Genomic DNA, 17,651 nt, shown 5'->3' with positions numbered 1-17,651 from the left:
TGTTTCATATCATTTTCAAGGAGCCGACATGAACCGCTTTGTGGTGGCCGAACCACTGTGGTGTACAGGATGTAATACCTGTCTCGCTGCCTGTTCGGACGTGCATAAAACGCAAGGTTTACAGCAACACCCGCGCCTGGCCCTGGCGAAGACGTCAACAATCACTGCCCCTGTCGTGTGTCATCACTGTGAGGAAGCCCCTTGCCTGCAGGTCTGCCCGGTCAATGCCATCTCTCAGAGGGATGATGCGATCCAACTCAACGAAAGCCTCTGTATTGGCTGCAAGCTTTGCGCCGTGGTCTGCCCATTTGGCGCAATCAGCGCTTCAGGAAGCCGTCCGGTGAATGCCCATGCGCAATATGTTTTTCAGGCTGAAGGCTCACTCAAAGACGGCGAAGAAAACGTGCTGCCCCAACATGCGTTGCTGCGCTGGGAACCGGGTGTCCAGACCATCGCGGTGAAATGCGACCTGTGTGATTTCTTGCCAGAAGGTCCGGCCTGCGTTCGCGCTTGCCCGAATCAGGCGTTACGGCTGATCACCGACGATAGCCTGCAACGTCAGATGAAAGAAAAACAGCGCCTTGCCGCAAGCTGGTTTGCCAATGGCGGGGAGGATCCCCTTTCCCTCACTCAGGAGCAACACTAATGGATGCCCTGCAATTATTAACCTGGTCGCTGATCCTCTATCTGTTTGCCAGTCTGGCTTCGCTGTTTTTACTCGGTCTGGACAGACTGGCTATTAAGCTTTCCGGCATCACATCGCTGGTGGGCGGCGTGATTGGCATCATCAGCGGAATTACGCAATTACATGCTGGTGTAACTTTAGTCGCCCATTTTGCCACCCCTTTTGACTTTGCCGATTTAACCCTGCGAATGGATAGCCTCTCGGCATTTATGGTGCTGGTTATCTCCTTGCTGGTGGTGGTTTGTTCGCTCTATTCATTGACTTATATGCGCGAATACGAGGGCAAAGGCGCGGCGGCGATGGGCTTCTTTATGAATCTTTTCATCGCATCGATGGTTGCCCTGCTGGTGATGGACAACGCTTTTTGGTTCATCGTGCTGTTTGAAATGATGTCGCTGTCTTCCTGGTTTCTGGTCATTGCCAGGCAGGATAAAACGTCGATCAACGCTGGCATGCTCTACTTTTTTATCGCCCACGCCGGATCGGTGCTGATTATGATCGCCTTCTTGCTGATGGGGCGCGAAAGCGGCAGCCTCGATTTTGCCAGTTTCGCACGCTTTCACTTTCTCCGGGGCTGGCGTCGGCGGTGTTTCTGCTGGCCTTTTTCGGTTTTGGCGCGAAAGCCGGGATGATGCCGTTGCACAGCTGGTTGCCGCGCGCTCACCCTGCCGCACCATCGCACGCTTCGGCGTTGATGTCTGGCGTAATGGTCAAAATCGGTATTTTCGGCATCCTGAAAGTAGCGATGGATCTGCTGGCGCAAACGGGTTTGCCTCTGTGGTGGGGCACTCTGGTGATGGCGATCGGCGCAATCTCCGCGCTCCTGGGCGTGCTGTATGCACTGGCGGAACAGGATATCAAACGGCTGCTGGCCTGGAGTACCGTCGAAAACGTCGGCATTATTTTGCTGGCGGTCGGTGTGGCGATGGACGGTCTGTCACTGCACGACCCGCTGCTCACCGTGGTTGGACTGCTCGGCGCACTGTTTCATCTGCTCAACCATGCGCTGTTCAAAGGGCTGCTATTTCTCGGCGCGGGTGCGATTATTTCGCGTTTGCATACCCACGACATGGAAAAAATGGGGGCACTGGCGAAACGGATGCCGTGGACAGCCGCAGCATGCCTGATTGGTTGCCTCGCGATATCAGCCATTCCTCCGCTGAATGGTTTTATCAGCGAATGGTACACCTGGCAGTCGCTGTTCTCACTAAGTCGTGTGGAAGCCGTAGCGCTACAACTTGCGGGTCCTATTGCTATGGTAATGCTGGCAGTCACTGGTGGGCTGGCAGTAATGTGCTTCGTCAAAATGTACGGTATTACTTTCTGTGGTGCGCCGCGCAGTACACACGCTGAAGAGGCACAGGAAGTGCCAAATACGATGATCGTCGCCATGCTACTGCTCGCGGCACTCTGCGTATTAATTGCGCTTAGTGCCAGTTGGCTGGCACCGAAGATAATGCATATTGCCCATGCGTTTACCAATACCCCTCCCGTCACTGTCGCCAGCGGAATAGCACTTGTACCCGGCACGTTTCATACACGGGTCACCCCCTCATTACTGTTGCTGTTACTACTGGCGATGCCTTTGCTGCCTGGCCTTTACTGGCTGTGGTGTCGTTCGCGCCGCGCAGCGTTTCGTCGCACAGGAGATGCCTGGGCATGCGGCTACGGCTGGGAAAATGCGATGGCCCCGTCAGGCAATGGCGTGATGCAGCCGCTGCGTGTGGTCTTTTCTGCGCTATTTCGTCTACGACAACAGTTCGACCCTACGCTGAGGCTAAATAAAGGTCTTGCGCACGTCACCGCCAGGGCTCAGAGCACAGAACCCTTCTGGGATGAGCGGGTGATCCGCCCCATCGTGAGCGCCACCCAACGGCTGGCCAAAGAAATACAGCATCTGCAAAGCGGCGACTTTCGTCTCTATTGCCTGTATGTGGTCGCCGCACTGGTTGTGCTGCTAATCGCTATTGCCGTCTAAGGAAATCACCATGAGACAAACTCTTTGCGACGGATATCTGGTCATTTTTGCGTTAGCACAGGCCGTGATTCTGCTGCTAACCCCGCTTTTTACGGGTATTTCCCGGCAGATACGCGCGCGTATGCACTCCCGCCGCGGGCCGGGGATCTGGCAGGATTATCGCGATATCCACAAACTGTTTAAACGCCAGGAAGTTGCGCCTATATCTTCAGGTCTGATGTTCCGCCTGATGCCGTGGGTATTAATCAGCAGCATGCTGGTGCTGGCGATGGCCCTACCACTTTTTATTACCGTTTCCCCTTTTGCGGGCGGCGGCGATCTGATCACCCTTATCTATCTTCTTGCCCTGTTTCGTTTTTTCTTTGCTCTTTCCGGGCTGGATACCGGAAGCCCGTTTGCGGGAGTCGGTGCCAGTCGCGAGTTGACGCTCGGCATTCTGGTCGAACCCATGCTCATTCTCTCACTGCTGGTATTGGCGCTGATAGCAGGTTCCACGCATATCGAGATGATCAGCAATACGCTGGCAACGGGCTGGAACTCGCCGCTAACCACCGTACTGGCGTTACTGGCCTGTGGTTTTGCCTGCTTCATTGAGATGGGAAAAATTCCCTTTGATGTTGCTGAAGCAGAACAGGAATTACAGGAAGGCCCGCTGACCGAATATTCCGGTGCCGGGCTGGCGCTAGCGAAATGGGGGCTGGGGCTGAAACAGGTCGTGATGGCATCACTGTTTGTGGCCCTGTTTCTGTCCTTTGGGCGCGCGCAAGAACTTTCTCTCGCCTGCCTGCTGACTTCACTTGTCGTTACGCTGCTCAAGGTTTTGCTGATTTTTGTACTGGCCTCAATCGCAGAAAACACGCTGGCACGCGGGCGTTTTTTACTCATTCACCATGTGACCTGGCTTGGCTTCTGCCTTGCTGCGCTTGCATGGGTCTTCTGGTTAACCGGTCTGTAAGGAGCACTGACGGAATATGGAAAATCTTGCTCTGACGACGTTATTGCTGCCTTTTATCGGCGCACTGGTCGTTTCGTTTTCGCCACAACGTCGGGCCGCCGAATGGGGGTTTTGTTCGCCGCACTGACCACGCTGTGCATGTTGTCGCTGATCTCCGCGTTTTATCAGGCCGATAAAGTTGCCGTCACGTTGACGTTGGTCAACGTGGGGGATGTGGCATTGTTTGGCCTGGTCATTGATCGCGTGAGTACGCTGATTCTGTTTGTGGTGGTGTTTCTCGGTTTGCTGGTCACGATCTACTCCACGGGTTATCTGACGGATAAAAATCGCGAACACCCGCATAACGGCACGAATCGTTATTACGCATTTTTGCTGGTGTTTATCGGCGCGATGGCGGGACTGGTACTCTCCTCGACGCTGCTCGGTCAGTTGTTGTTTTTTGAAATTAGGGCGGCTGCTCCTGGGCGTTGATCAGTTATTACCAGAGCGATAAAGCGCAGCGTTCAGCACTAAAAGCGTTGCTTATCACCCATATCGGTTCGTTGGGGTTGTATCTTGCCGCCGCCACGCTGTTTTTGCAGACCGGAACGTTTGTGCTTAGCGCGATGAGCGAGTTACATGGCGACGCACGTTATCTGGTTTATGACGGCATCCTGTTTGCCGCGTGGGGGAAATCGGCCCAGCTACCGATGCAAGCGTGGCTACCGGACGCAATGGAAGCGCCAACACCGATCAGTGCCTATCTCCACGCCGCATCGAAGGTGAAAGTGGGCGTTTACATTTTTGCCCGCGCCATTATCGACGGCGGCAATATCCCGCATGTGATTGGCGGCGTTGGCATGGTCATGGCGCTGGTCACCATTCTTTATGGCTTTCTGATGTATTTGCCACAGCAGGATATGAAGCGGTTGCTGGCCTGGTCGACCATCACTCAACTTGGCTGGATGTTCTTCGGTTTGTCGCTCTCCATCTTCGGCTCGCGGCTGGCGCTGGAGGGCAGCATCGCCTACATCGTCAACCACGCGTTCGCTAAAAGCCTGTTTTTCCTTGTAGCAGGTGCGCTGAGTTACAGCTGCGGCACGCGCTTGTTGCCGCGTCTGCGTGGCGTATTGCACACCCTGCCGTTGCCAGGCGTGGGTTTCTGCGTGGCAGCGCTGGCGATTACCGGCGTGCCGCCGTTCAACGGCTTCTTCAGTAAATTCCCGCTGTTTGCTGCCGGTTTTGCGTTGTCAGTGGAGTACTGGATCCTGCTGCCCGCCATGATTCTGCTGATGATTGAATCGGTCGCCAGTTTCGCCTGGTTTATTCGCTGGTTTGGTCGCGTTGTGCCTGGCAAACCGAGCGAGGCCGTCGCCGATGCCGCACCGCTGCCAGGGTCAATGCGCCTGGTGTTGATTGTACTGATTGTGATGTCGCTGATTTCCAGCGTAATCGCCGCGACCTGGTTGCAGTAAGGAGATGATGAATGACCGGTTCTATGATCGTAAATAATCTGGCGGGACTGATGATGCTGACATCGCTGTTTGTGATTAGCGTCAAAAGCTATCGCCTGTCATGCGGATTTTACGCCTGCCAGTCGCTGGTGCTGGTGTCTATTTTCGCCACTCTCTCGTGCCTGTTCGCCGCAGAGCAACTGCTGATCTGGTCCGCCAGCGCCTTTATCACCAAAGTGCTGCTGGTACCGTTAATCATGACTTACGCTGCACGAAATATTCCCCAGAACATCCCGGAAAAAGCGTTATTCGGTCCGGCAATGATGGCACTGCTCGCGGCGTTAATTGTCCTGCTTTGCGCATTTGTCGTTCAGCCCGTGAAGCTACCGATGGCTACCGGGCTGAAACCGGCGCTGGCGGTAGCGTTAGGTCATTTTCTGCTTGGCCTGCTGTGCATTGTCAGCCAGCGCAATATCCTGCGGCAAATTTTTGGTTACTGCCTGATGGAAAACGGCTCCCATCTGGTGCTGGCGCTTCTTGCCTGGCGAGCACCGGAACTGGTGGAAATAGGTATCGCTACCGACGCCATCTTCGCCGTCATTGTGATGGTGTTACTGGCAAGAAAAATATGGCGTACCCACGGCACGCTGGACGTGAACAACTTGACCGCGCTGAAGGGATAATGAGATGAGTTATTCTGTGATGTTCGCTTTACTCCTGCTCACGCCGCTGCTTTTTTCGCTGCTCTGTTTTGCCTGCCGGAAACGGGGGCTCTCTGCGACTTGTACGGTGACTGTATTACATAGCTTAGGGATCACACTGCTGCTGATTCTGGCACTCTGGGTGGTCCAAACTGCCGCTGATGCAGGAGAAATATTCGCTGCGGGGCTGTGGCTTCATATTGATGGTCTGGGCGGTTTGTTCCTCGCCATTCTTGGTGTGATTGGCTTTCTCACCGGTGTTTACTCGATTGGCTACATGCGTCATGAAGTGGCACACGGCGAGCTTTCCCCCGTTACGCTGTGCGATTACTACGGTTTCTTCCATCTGTTTTTGTTTACCATGCTGCTGGTTGTTACCAGCAATAACCTGATTGTGATGTGGGCGGCGATCGAAGCCACCACCTTAAGCTCGGCGTTTCTGGTAGGCATTTACGGTCAGCGTTCATCGCTGGAAGCAGCATGGAAGTACATCATTATTTGTACTGTTGGTGTCGCTTTTGGTCTGTTCGGTACCGTGCTGGTATACGCCAACGTCGCCAGCGTTATGCCGCAGGCAGAAATGGCGATATTCTGGAGCGAGGTTCTTAAGCAATCGTCCTTGCTTGACCCAACATTAATGCTGTTGGCCTTTGTGTTTGTGCTAATTGGCTTTGGCACCAAAACCGGGCTATTTCCCATGCACGCCTGGCTGCCGGATGCTCACAGTGAAGCACCGAGTCCGGTCAGCGCCCTGCTCTCCGCCGTATTGCTGAACTGCGCGCTGTTGGTGCTAATTCGCTATTACATCATTATCTGCCAGGCCATCGGCAGCGATTTCCCCAACCGGTTGTTGCTCATCTTCGGCATGTTGTCGGTTGCCGTGGCGGCATTTTTCATTCTGGTACAGCGGGACATTAAGCGTCTGCTGGCGTACTCCAGCGTGGAGAACATGGGACTGGTCGCGGTGGCGCTAGGCATTGGCGGGCCACTGGGAATTTTTGCCGCGCTGCTGCACACCTTAAACCACAGTCTGGCAAAAACGCTGCTGTTCTGCGGTTCCGGCAATGTACTGCTCAAGTACGGCACGCGCGATCTCAACGTCGTCTGTGGGATGCTCAAAATCATGCCATTTACCGCCGTGCTGTTTGGCGGCGGTGCGCTGGCGCTGGCGCTGGCAGGGATGCCGCCCTTCAACATTTTTCTTAGCGAATTTATGACCATTACCGCCGGACTGGCACGTAATCACCTGCTGATTATCGTCCTGCTGTTATTGCTGTTAACGCTGGTGCTGGCGGGCCTGGTACGGATGGCAGCGCGGGTGTTAATGGCGAAACCGCCGCAGGCCGTTAACCGGGGTGATCTCGGCTGGTTGACCACCTCGCCAATGGTGATTCTGCTGGTCATGATGCTGGCGATGGGAACGCATATTCCACAACCTGTCATCAGGATCCTGGCGGGCGCTTCCACTATAGTCCTCTCAGGGACGCACGACCTGCCTGCACAACGTAGCACCTGGCATGATTTTTTGCCTTCAGGCACCGCATCTGTTTCGGAGAAACACAGTGAACGTTAATTCATCGTCAAATCGTGGCGAAGCGATTCTCGCCGCCCTGAAAACGCAGTTCCCCGGCGCGGTGCTGGATGAAGAGCGACAAACGCCTGAACAGGTCACCATTACGGTGAAAATCAATCTGCTGCCTGACGTTGTACATTATCTTTATTATCAACATGATGGCTGGCTTCCAGTCCTGTTTGGCAACGACGAGCGGACACTTAACGGTCATTACGCGGTTTATTATGCCCTTTCAATGGAAGGGGCCGAAAAATGCTGGATCGTGGTGAAGGCACTGGTCGATGCCGACAGTCGGGAGTTTCCGTCAGTCACACCGCGCGTCCCTGCCGCGGTCTGGGGCGAGCGAGAAATTCGCGATATGTACGGGCTGATTCCGGTTGGCCTGCCGGATCAGCGTCGCCTGGTGTTGCCCGATGACTGGCCGGAAGATATGCATCCGCTGCGCAAAGATGCGATGGATTATCGACTGCGCCCTGAACCGACGACAGATTCCGAAACGTATGCGTTTATCAATGAGGGCAACAGCGGTGCGCGGGTGATCCCTGTCGGCCCGCTGCATATCACCTCCGATGAACCGGGTCACTTCCGCTTGTTTGTGGATGGCGAGCAAATTGTCGATGCTGATTACCGCCTGTTTTATGTCCATCGCGGCATGGAGAAACTGGCAGAAACGCGGATGGGCTACAACGAAGTGACCTTCTTATCGGACCGCGTGTGTGGGATTTGCGGTTTTGCCCACAGTGTGGCCTATACCAACTCGGTTGAAAATGCACTGGGGATTGAGGTGCCGCAACGAGCGCATACCATTCGCTCGATTCTGCTGGAAGTCGAACGGCTACACAGTCATTTGCTCAACCTTGGCCTCTCCTGCCATTTTGTTGGTTTTGATACCGGCTTTATGCAATTTTTCCGCGTGCGGGAAAAGTCGATGACGATGGCGGAATTGCTGACCGGGTCGCGTAAAACCTACGGTCTGAATCTGATTGGTGGTGTTCGCCGCGATATTCTCAAAGAGCAACGTCTGCAAACGCTGAAACTGGTGCGCGAGATGCGCGCCGACGTGTCGGAGCTGGTAGAGATGCTGCTTGCTATGCCGAATATGGAACAACGCACTCAGGGCATTGGCATTCTCGACCGACAAATCGCCCGTGATTATAGCCCTGTAGGGCCGCTGATCCGCGGCAGTGGTTTTGCCCGTGATTTGCGCTTTGATCACCCCTACGCCGACTACGGCAATATTCCAAAAACACTGTTTACCTTCACCGGCGGCGATGTTTTCTCCCGCGTGATGGTCCGTGTCAAAGAGACGTTTGATTCGCTGGCAATGCTGGAATTTGCCCTCGACAACATGCCGGATACCCCGCTGCTGACCGAAGGCTTTAGCTATAAACCTCACGCATTCGCGCTGGGCTTTGTTGAAGCGCCACGCGGTGAAGACGTGCACTGGAGCATGCTCGGTGATAACCAAAAATTGTTCCGCTGGCGCTGTCGTGCCGCCACCTACGCCAACTGGCCGGTGTTGCGTTACATGCTGCGCGGCAATACCGTTTCTGACGCACCGCTGATTATCGGTAGCCTTGATCCCTGCTACTCCTGTACCGACCGTGTGACGCTGGTAGATGTGCGCAAGCGCCAGTCAAAAACCGTGCCGTATAAAGAGATCGAACGCTACGGCATTGATCGTAACCGTTCGCCGCTGAAGTAAGGACAGAAGATGCTGAAGTTACTGAAAACTATTATGCGCGCCGGAACCGCGACGGTGAAATATCCCTTCGCGCCACTGGAGGTCAGCCCAGGCTTTCGCGGGAAACCGGACCTGATGCCCAGCCAATGTATTGCCTGCGGCGCCTGTGCTTGTCCGGCAAATGCGCTGACTATCCAGACCGACGACCAGCAAAATTCGCGCACCTGGCAGCTCTATCTGAGGCGTTGTATTTACTGCGGACGTTGTGAAGAAGTGTGCCCGACCAGAGCCATCCAGCTTACCAATAACTTTGAACTGACCGTCACCAATAAAGCCGATCTCTATACCCGCGCGACGTTCCATCTACAACGTTGCAGCCGTTGCGAACGCCCGTTTGCCCAGCAAAAAACCGTCGCACTGGCTGCTGAATTGTTGGCACAGCAACAAAATGCGCCACAAAACCGCGAAATGTTATGGGCGCAAGCGAGCGTCTGCCCGGAGTGCAAACAACGCGCGACGCTGCTCAACGACGATACAGATGTACCGCTGGTGGCTAAGGAGCAGCTATGAGTCCAGTGCTTACACAACATGTCAGCCAGCCCATCACGCTGGACGAGAAAACGCAAAAGATGAAGCGGCATTTGCTACAGGATATCCGTCGCTCAGCCTACGTTTATCGCGTCGATTGCGGTGGCTGCAACGCCTGTGAAATCGAAATTTTTGCCGCCATTACCCCCGTATTCGACGCAGAACGTTTTGGCATTAAGGTTGTTTCATCACCGCGTCACGCCGATATTTTGTTATTTACAGGCGCAGTCACCCGGGCGATGCGTATGCCTGCACTTCGGGCGTATGAGTCTGCCCCCGATCATAAAATCTGTGTTTCCTACGGCGCGTGCGGTGCCGGCGGCGGATTTTCCACGATCTCTACAGCGTCTGGGGCGGCAGCGACACCATTGTCCCCATTGATGTTTGGATCCCCGGCTGCCCGCCAACACCGGCCGCCACCATTCACGGTTTCGCCGTGGCGCTCGGTTTGCTGCAACAGAAGATTCACGCTGTGGATTATCGCGATCCCACCGGGGTGACTATGCAACCGTTGTGGCCACAGATCCCGCCATCACAGCGTATCGCCATTGAGCGAGAAGCGCGGCGGCTGGCGGGCTATCGTCAGGGGCGAGAAATTTGCGATCGGCTCCTGCGCCATTTAAGCGACGATCCTACAGGAAATCGGGTTAACACCTGGTTGCGCGAAGCCGACGATCCGCGTCTCAATAGTATCGTTCAGCAACTCTTTCGCGTTCTCCGGGGGTTACATGGCTGAGGAGTGCGGGGAAATTGTTTTCTGGACGCTGCGAAAAAAGTTTGTCGCCAGTAGCGACGAGATGCCGGAACACAGCTCTCAGGTAATGTATTACTCGCTGGCTATCGGTCATCACGTTGGCGTGATTGATTGTCTGAATGTCGCCTTCCGCTGCCCACTGACGGAATACGAAGATTGGCTTGCACAGGTCGAAGAGGAGCAAGCCCGACGTAAGATGCTGGGGGTGATGACCTTTGGTGAGATTGTTATTGACGCCAGCCACACCGCCCTGTTGACCCGGGCATTCGCGCTACTGGCAGATGACGCGACGTCTGTGTGGCAGGCGCGTAGCATTCAATTCATTCATCTGTTGGATGAAATTGTGCAGGAACCGGCCATCTATCTGATGGCCAGAAAAATTGCGTGAGAAGGATTTCTCATTAATAAGGACTGTTGATGGCTATGTCAGACGAGGCGATGTTTGCCCCGCCACAAGGAATAACAATTGAAGCGGTAAACGGAATGCTCGCGGAGCGGTTAGCACAGAAACACGGCAAGGCGTCTTTATTACGCGCCTTCATCCCGCTGCCGCCGCCGTTCAGCCCGGTACAACTTATTGAACTGCATGTTCTCAAAAGCAACTTCTATTACCGCTACCATGATGATGGCAGCGATGTGACGGCAACAGTAGAGTATCAGGGCGAGATGGTCGATTATTCGCGTCACGCCGTCCTTCTCGGCAGTAGTGGAATGGCGGAGCTACGCTTTATTCGTACCCACGGCAGCCGTTTTACTCCCCAGGATTGCACACTGTTTAACTGGCTGGCACGCATTATCACCCCGGTTCTGCAATCATGGCTCAATGATGAAGAACAACAGGTGGCGCTGCGTTTGCTGGAGAAAGATCGCGATCATCATCGGGTACTGGTGGATATCACTAATGCAGTGCTGTCACATCTTGATCTCGACGATCTGATCGCTGACGTCGCTCGTGAGATCCATCATTTTTTCGGTCTGGCTTCAGTCAGTATGGTACTGGGCGATCATCGAAAGAACGAGAAGTTCAGCCTGTGGTGCAGCGATCTTTCTGCCTCACATTGTGCGTGTCTGCCACGCAATATGCCTGGCGACAGTGTATTGCTGACACAAACGCTACAAACCCGACAACCGACCTTGACGCACCGTGCAGACGATCTGTTTCTCTGGCAACGCGACCCGTTATTACTCTTACTTGCATCTAACGGCTGCGAATCTGCGCTCCTGATACCGCTTACCTTTGGCAACCATACACCGGGTGCATTGTTACTGGCGCATACCTCTTCCACTCTCTTTAGTGAGGAAAACTGCCAGCTACTACAACACATAGCCGATCGCATCGCTATTGCCGTTGGCAATGCCGATGCCTGGCGTAGCATGACCGATTTGCAGGAAAGTTTGCAGCAAGAAAACCACCAGCTTAGCGAGCAGCTCCTTTCGAATCTGGGCGTCGGTGACATTATCTATCAAAGCCAGGCAATGGAAGACCTGCTCCAGCAGGTAGATATTGTGGCGAAGAGCGACAGTACGGTGTTGATTTGCGGTGAAACCGGAACTGGCAAAGAGGTGATCGCCAGAGCGATCCATCAACTTAGCCCGCGACGCGACAAGCCGCTGGTCAAAATCAACTGCGCTGCCATCCCCGCCAGTCTTCTGGAAAGTGAGTTATTCGGTCATGACAAAGGGGCGTTTACTGGTGCGATTAATACCCATCGTGGTCGTTTTGAAATTGCCGATGGCGGCACGTTGTTTCTCGATGAAATTGGCGATCTGCCGTTAGAACTTCAGCCTAAATTGCTGCGCGTATTGCAGGAGCGGGAGATTGAGCGTCTCGGCGGGAGTAGAACGATCCCGGTGAATGTCAGAGTCATTGCCGCCACCAACCGTGATTTGTGGCAAATGGTTGAAGATCGCCAGTTTCGCAGCGATCTCTTTTATCGCCTGAATGTCTTCCCACTGGAATTGCCGCCGCTACGCGATCGTCCGGAAGATATCCCTCTTTTAGCAAAGCATTTCACGCAAAAAATGGCGCGCCATATGAATCGCGCAATTGACGCAATCCCGACCGAGGCGCTACGCCAGTTGATGTCGTGGGATTGGCCGGGCAACGTGCGCGAGCTGGAAAACGTGATTGAGCGGGCGGTACTGCTGACTCGCGGTAACAGTCTGAATTTACATCTTAATGTCCGACAAAGCCGTTTACTGCCGACGCTAAATGAAGATTCAGCGCTTCGCAGTTCAATGGCGCAGTTGCTGCACCCGACGACGCCAGAGAATGACGAAGAAGAACGTCAGCGCATTGTTCAGGTATTGCGAGAAACCAATGGCATTGTTGCCGGGCCCCGTGGCGCGGCGACACGATTAGGGATGAAGCGCACCACGCTGCTGTCACGAATGCAGCGTCTGGGAATCTCGGTTCGCGAGGTGTTGTAATCTGCTTTTGCAGGAGTATGCATGAGAAACAAACTCTCTTTCGACTTGCAGTTGAGCGCCAGAAAAGCGGCAATCGCTGAACGGATTGCCGCCCATAAAATTGCCCGCAGTAAAGTGTCGGTCTTTTTAATGGCGATGTCCGCTGGCGTGTTTATGGCGATCGGATTTACTTTTTACCTTTCAGTTATCGCCGATGCCCCGTCTTCACAGGCATTAACCCATCTGGTGGGCGGCCTTTGCTTTACACTTGGCTTTATTTTGCTGGCGGTTTGCGGCACCAACCTGTTCACCTCGTCGGTAATGACGGTAATGGCAAAAAGTCGGGGCGTTATTAGTTGGCGAACTTGGCTGATTAACGCACTTCTGGTGGCCTGCGGTAATCTGGCAGGTATTGCCTGTTTCAGTTTGTTAATCTGGTTTTCCGGGCTGGTGATGAGTGAAAACGCGATGTGGGGAGTCGCGGTTTTACACTGCGCCGAGGGCAAAATGCATCATACATTTACTGAATCTGTCAGCCTCGGCATTATGTGCAATCTGATGGTTTGCCTGGCGCTGTGGATGAGTTATTGCGGGCGTTCGTTATGCGACAAAATCGTCGCCATGATTTTGCCCATCACCCTGTTTGTCGCCAGTGGCTTTGAGCACTGTATCGCCAATTTGTTTGTGATTCCGTTCGCCATTGCCATTCGCCATTTCGCCCCTACCTCCTTCTGGCAACTGGCGCACAGTAGCGCAGACAATTTTCCGACACTGACGGTAAGCCATTTTATTACCGCCAATCTGCTCCCGGTGATGCTGGGTAATATTATCGGCGGTGCAGTGCTGGTGAGTATGTGTTATCGGGCTATTTATTTACGTCAGGAATCCTGAAAAATCAGCCCGGCGAAACAGTTCGTCGGGCTGAAGATTATTCTTGCGCTATTTGCCCATCGGGCCAGGCGTGGATCACGGCTTTGATCAGCGTCGCCAACGGAATGGCGAAGAATACGCCCCAGAATCCCCACAAACCACCGAAGATCACCACCGATAAAATAATCACCAGCGGATGCAGGTTAACCGCTTCGGAGAACAACACCGGTACTAGCAGGTTGCCGTCCAGCGCCTGAATAATCAGATACACCGCGAAGCAGCTCCAGAATTCCGTGCCTGCGCCAAACTGGAATAGCGCCACGCCAACCACCGGAATGGTCACCACAAATGCGCCAATGTACGGAATAAGAACCGAGAAGCCGACCAGCACCGCCAGCAGCAGCGAATAGTTCAGCCCAAAGAGCAAGAACCCCAGCCAGGTGGCGATCCCCACCACGATCATCTCCAGCACTTTGCCGCGGATATAGTTGGTGATTTGTTGATTCATCTCCTTCCACACCTGTCCTGCCAGTCCACGGTTGCGCGGCAGCACCCGACGAACGGCGTTCAGCATCTGCTCTTTGTCTTTCAGCAGGAAGAAGACCATCAATGGCACCAGCACCAGATAGACGGCAATGGTCAGCAAACCGACCAGCGAGGCGAGGGAAATTTTCACCACCGAATCGCCCATGGTCAGCATCCGACTGCGCATATTTTCGGCCATTGCATCAATAATGCCCGCGTCCATTAACGCCGGATAGCGGCGCGGCAACGTGGCGGCAAAGTCAGAAAGCTTATTGAGCATCCCCGGCATATCGCGAATTAAGTAGATGCCCTGTTGCCAGGCGATAGGCAGTACCACGAACGCCATCAGTAGCAATATACCGACAAAAACCACCAATACAATCGACGTCGCCCAGCGGCGGGAGCAGCCAATAGATTGCAGGCGCACAGTTGGCCATTCCAGCAAATAGGCCAGCACAATAGCCACCAGCAACGGAGCAAGCAGGCCACTAAAGAAAAAGATAATGCCAAATCCGGCAACTAAAATAACCAGCAAGGCAATCGCTTCCGGGTCGCTAAAACGGCGGCGATACCATTGCATCAACATTTCGAGCATAAAGACCTTCCCTGAACCTCAAGAGCGGGATTGCGATCCGCAATTGTATCGAAATGTCACAAAAAAGACTTCGCTTTTTATGACGGATTCAGGAAACTGAAAAGTCATTTGAGTGGGCTAATCTTCGCCGTTACACTCAAAGGCGGCGCGGTGGGAACGATATTTCACAGTATCGGTCAAATGACTATCTTCAGAAATACAGGATAGAGGTTATGTTCAGGCAGTTGAAAAAAAACCTGGTTGCAACCCTCATTGCTGCTATGACCATTGGTCAGGTAGCCCCGGCGTTTGCCGACAGCGCAGACACCTTGCCGGATATGGGAACCTCCGCAGGAAGCACGCTTTCCATTGGTCAGGAAATGCAGATGGGCGACTATTATGTCCGCCAGCTACGCGGCAGCGCGCCGTTAATTAATGACCCGCTGTTAACGCAATATATTAATTCGCTGGGGATGCGTCTGGTTTCGCATGCCAATTCGGTTAAGACACCGTTTCATTTCTTTCTGATCAACAACGACGAAATTAACGCCTTTGCTTTCTTTGGCGGCAACGTGGTGCTGCACTCTGCCCTGTTCCGTTATTCCGATAACGAAAGTCAACTGGCTTCAGTTATGGCGCACGAAATCTCCCACGTCACCCAACGTCACCTGGCGCGAGCGATGGAAGATCAGCAGCGCAGCGCGCCGCTGACCTGGGTCGGCGCGTTAGGTTCTATTTTACTGGCGATGGCCAGTCCGCAGGCGGGGATGGCGGCGCTGACCGGTACACTGGCGGGAACGCGTCAGGGGATGATCAGTTTCACCCAGCAAAATGAACAGGAAGCGGACCGCATTGGTATTCAGGTGCTGCAACGCTCGGGATTCGATCCGCAGGCGATGCCAACCTTCCTCGAAAAATTACTCGATCAGGCGCGTTACTCCTCGCGTCCGCCGGAAATTTTATTGACTCACCCGTTGCCGGAAAGTCGTCTGGCAGATGCCCGCAACCGTGCTAATCAGATGCGCCCGATGGTGGTGCAGTCGTCGGAAGATTTCTATCTGGCGAAAGCGCGCACACTGGGGATGTATAATTCCGGACGTAACCAGCTCACCAGTGATTTGCTGGATGAATGGGCGAAAGGAAACGTTCGTCAGCAACGAGCAGCACAATATGGTCGTGCTTTACAGGCGATGGAAGCCAATAAATACGACGAGGCGCGTAAAACGCTGCAACCGTTACTGGCGGCAGAACCTGGCAACGCATGGTATCTCGATCTGGCTACTGATATCGATCTTGGGCAAAACAAAGCCAATGAGGCGATCAATCGTCTGAAAAATGCCCGCGATTTACGCACCAATCCGGTGTTGCAGCTCAACCTGGCGAACGCTTATCTGCAAGGCGGTCAACCACAAGAAGCGGCCAATATTCTCAATCGCTACACCTTTAATAATAAAGATGACAGCAACGGCTGGGATTTGCTGGCACAGGCGGAAGCCGCGCTAAATAACCGCGATCAGGAGCTGGCTGCGCGAGCAGAAGGTTATGCGCTCGCCGGACGACTCGATCAGGCCATTTCGCTGTTGAGTAGCGCCAGTTCGCAGGTGAAATTAGGCAGCCTGCAACAAGCGCGTTACGATGCGCGCATCGACCAGTTGCGCCAGCTGCAGGAACGCTTTAAGCCTTATACCAAGATGTAATTCGCATTAAAGGAAGAACAATGACCAAACAGGTAAAAATCTACCATAACCCACGCTGTTCAAAGAGCCGGGAAACGCTGAACCTGCTGAAAGAAAACGGCGTGGAGTCAGAAGTGGTGCTCTACCTTGAGACACCCGCTGATGCGGCAACGCTGCGCGATTTGCTGAAAATGCTGGGGATGAATAGCGCCCGTGAATTGATGCGCCAGAAAGAGGATCTTTATAAAGAACTGAACCTGGCTGACAGTTCGCTTAGCGAAGAGGCGCTGATTCAGGCAATGGTGGATAATCCGAAGCTAATGGAGCGCCCGATTGTGGTCGCGAATGGCAAAGCGCGGATTGGTCGTCCACCGGAGCAGGTACTGGAAATCGTGGGTTAAGATGTGCTCCATCGCTAGTTGAAGCACATTGCCGGATGCGACGCTTGCCACGTCTTATCCGGCCTACGAATACTATGGATTAACTTCGCGTAGTTCGGATAAGGCGTTCGCGCCGCATCCGACAATAAACACCTTATCTACAACTTCAGAATTTCTTTCACAAACGGAATGGTCAGCTTACGTTGCGCGGTAATCGACGCACGATCCAACTGATCCAACGTCATAAATAGCGTGCGCATTTCTCTGTCGAGCCGCTTCAGCAAGAAACGCCCCACATCTTCCGGCAGTTCAAAACCACGCAAACGCGCGCGTAACTGTAGCGCCTGCAACTTATCTTCATCAGAAAGTGGCTGCAATTTGTAGATCTGCCCCCAGTCGAGTCGCGACGCGAGATCCGGTAATCCCAGATTCAACTGCCGCGGTGGACGATCGCCGGTGATCAACAATCGTGTTTTGCCCGATTCCAGAATTCGATTGTAGAGATCGAAAATCGCCATCTCCCACAACTCATCGCCTGCAATACACTCAATGTTGTCGATACAGACCAGCGACAAATGCTCCATACCGTCGAGCACTTCCGGAACAAACCAGGTGCGTTTATCCAGCGGGACATAGCCCACCGCATCGCCACGCTGCGACAATTCCGCGCAAGCCGCGTGCAGCAGATGGCTGCGCCCCGCGCCTTCGCGTGCCCAGAGATAGATGTAACCGCTATGTTCCTGACGCAGCACGTTTTGCAGCGCAGCCAGTAAAGAGGAGTTATCCCCCGGCCAGAAACTTGCAAAGGTTTCGTCGTCAGGAAGATAAAGTGGCAAAGAGAGCTGTGCCGGTGTGTTCAGAGATAC

13 protein-coding genes and 3 pseudogenes are annotated in these 17,651 nt (G+C 53.9%); 14 read left to right on the top strand and 2 right to left on the bottom strand.

Going from position 1 to position 17,651, the window contains the following annotated elements:
• Positions 1-28: 28 nt before the first annotated feature.
• The 12 genes and pseudogenes from hyfA to focB all read left to right on the top strand — a co-directional run bounded on the left by hyfA (position 29) and on the right by focB (position 13,651).
• Complete coding sequence (hyfA, locus tag HGD79_RS22455) at positions 29-646, top strand: hydrogenase 4 subunit HyfA (RefSeq protein WP_168848506.1); 618 nt, start codon at positions 29-31, stop codon at positions 644-646.
• A pseudogene (hyfB, locus tag HGD79_RS22450) lies at positions 646-2,663 on the top strand (hydrogenase 4 subunit B). The gene hyfA and the pseudogene hyfB overlap by 1 nt, the downstream one beginning before the upstream one ends.
• A gap of 10 nt (positions 2,664-2,673) precedes the next feature.
• Positions 2,674-3,618 (top strand): hydrogenase 4 subunit HyfC, encoded by a 945-nt coding sequence (hyfC, locus tag HGD79_RS22445; RefSeq protein WP_071665968.1) that lies wholly within the window; start codon positions 2,674-2,676, stop codon positions 3,616-3,618.
• A gap of 16 nt (positions 3,619-3,634) precedes the next feature.
• Positions 3,635-5,072: pseudogene (gene hyfD / locus HGD79_RS22435) on the top strand (hydrogenase 4 subunit HyfD).
• Positions 5,073-5,083: 11 nt separating this feature from the next.
• On the top strand, positions 5,084-5,734 hold the full coding sequence (gene hyfE, locus HGD79_RS22430; RefSeq protein ID WP_000147987.1) for a hydrogenase 4 membrane subunit: 651 nt from the start codon (positions 5,084-5,086) through the stop codon (positions 5,732-5,734).
• A 4-nt stretch (positions 5,735-5,738) separates the two neighbouring features.
• Positions 5,739-7,325 (top strand): hydrogenase 4 subunit F, encoded by a 1,587-nt coding sequence (gene hyfF / locus HGD79_RS22425; RefSeq protein ID WP_000122539.1) that lies wholly within the window; start codon positions 5,739-5,741, stop codon positions 7,323-7,325.
• Positions 7,315-9,030, top strand: a complete 1,716-nt coding sequence (gene hyfG, locus HGD79_RS22420; RefSeq protein WP_001102303.1) for a hydrogenase 4 catalytic subunit HyfG — start codon at positions 7,315-7,317, stop codon at positions 9,028-9,030. The genes hyfF and hyfG overlap by 11 nt, the downstream gene beginning before the upstream one ends.
• 9 nt (positions 9,031-9,039) lie before the next feature.
• Positions 9,040-9,579, top strand: coding sequence for a hydrogenase 4 subunit H (hyfH, locus tag HGD79_RS22415; protein WP_000916085.1), 540 nt, complete (start codon positions 9,040-9,042; stop codon positions 9,577-9,579).
• Positions 9,576-10,333, top strand: a pseudogene (gene hyfI / locus HGD79_RS22410) (hydrogenase 4 catalytic subunit HyfI). The gene hyfH and the pseudogene hyfI overlap by 4 nt, the downstream one beginning before the upstream one ends.
• Positions 10,326-10,739, top strand: a complete 414-nt coding sequence (gene hyfJ, locus HGD79_RS22405; protein WP_000796789.1) for a hydrogenase 4 assembly chaperone HyfJ — start codon at positions 10,326-10,328, stop codon at positions 10,737-10,739. Before hyfI ends, hyfJ begins: the two are co-directional and overlap by 8 nt.
• A gap of 29 nt (positions 10,740-10,768) precedes the next feature.
• Positions 10,769-12,781 carry a DNA-binding transcriptional regulator HyfR gene (gene hyfR, locus HGD79_RS22400; RefSeq protein WP_069912888.1) on the top strand — a complete coding sequence of 671 codons (2,013 nt, stop codon included), beginning with the start codon at positions 10,769-10,771 and terminating at the stop codon, positions 12,779-12,781.
• 21 nt (positions 12,782-12,802) lie between these two features.
• Positions 12,803-13,651 (top strand): formate transporter FocB, encoded by an 849-nt coding sequence (gene focB / locus HGD79_RS22395; RefSeq protein ID WP_001244724.1) that lies wholly within the window; start codon positions 12,803-12,805, stop codon positions 13,649-13,651.
• A 37-nt stretch (positions 13,652-13,688) separates the two neighbouring features.
• On the opposite strand, the gene HGD79_RS22390 is transcribed toward focB, so the two are convergent.
• Positions 13,689-14,750 (bottom strand): AI-2E family transporter, encoded by a 1,062-nt coding sequence (locus HGD79_RS22390; protein WP_000892044.1) that lies wholly within the window; start codon positions 14,748-14,750, stop codon positions 13,689-13,691.
• Between the two features lie 212 nt (positions 14,751-14,962).
• On the opposite strand from HGD79_RS22390, the gene bepA reads away from it, so the two are divergent.
• Both bepA and arsC read left to right on the top strand, forming a co-directional pair.
• A complete protein-coding gene (gene bepA / locus HGD79_RS22385) occupies positions 14,963-16,426 on the top strand; it encodes a beta-barrel assembly-enhancing protease (protein WP_000489667.1) in 1,464 nt (487 codons plus the stop codon).
• Between the two features lie 20 nt (positions 16,427-16,446).
• A complete protein-coding gene (gene arsC / locus HGD79_RS22380; RefSeq protein WP_000166467.1) occupies positions 16,447-16,806 on the top strand; it encodes an arsenate reductase (glutaredoxin) in 360 nt (119 codons plus the stop codon).
• A gap of 137 nt (positions 16,807-16,943) precedes the next feature.
• Here arsC and HGD79_RS22375 read toward each other — a convergent pair whose 3' ends face one another.
• A complete protein-coding gene (locus tag HGD79_RS22375; RefSeq protein ID WP_001307333.1) occupies positions 16,944-17,645 on the bottom strand; it encodes a DnaA inactivator Hda in 702 nt (233 codons plus the stop codon).
• Between the last annotated feature and the right edge of the window lie 6 nt (positions 17,646-17,651).

It is taken from the genome of Escherichia sp. SCLE84 (assembly GCF_012584495.1).
Lineage (GTDB): Bacteria > Pseudomonadota > Gammaproteobacteria > Enterobacterales > Enterobacteriaceae > ECMA0423.
The sequence above is the reverse complement of the archived record's forward strand: the minus strand, read 5'-3'. Positions and strand labels throughout refer to the sequence as shown.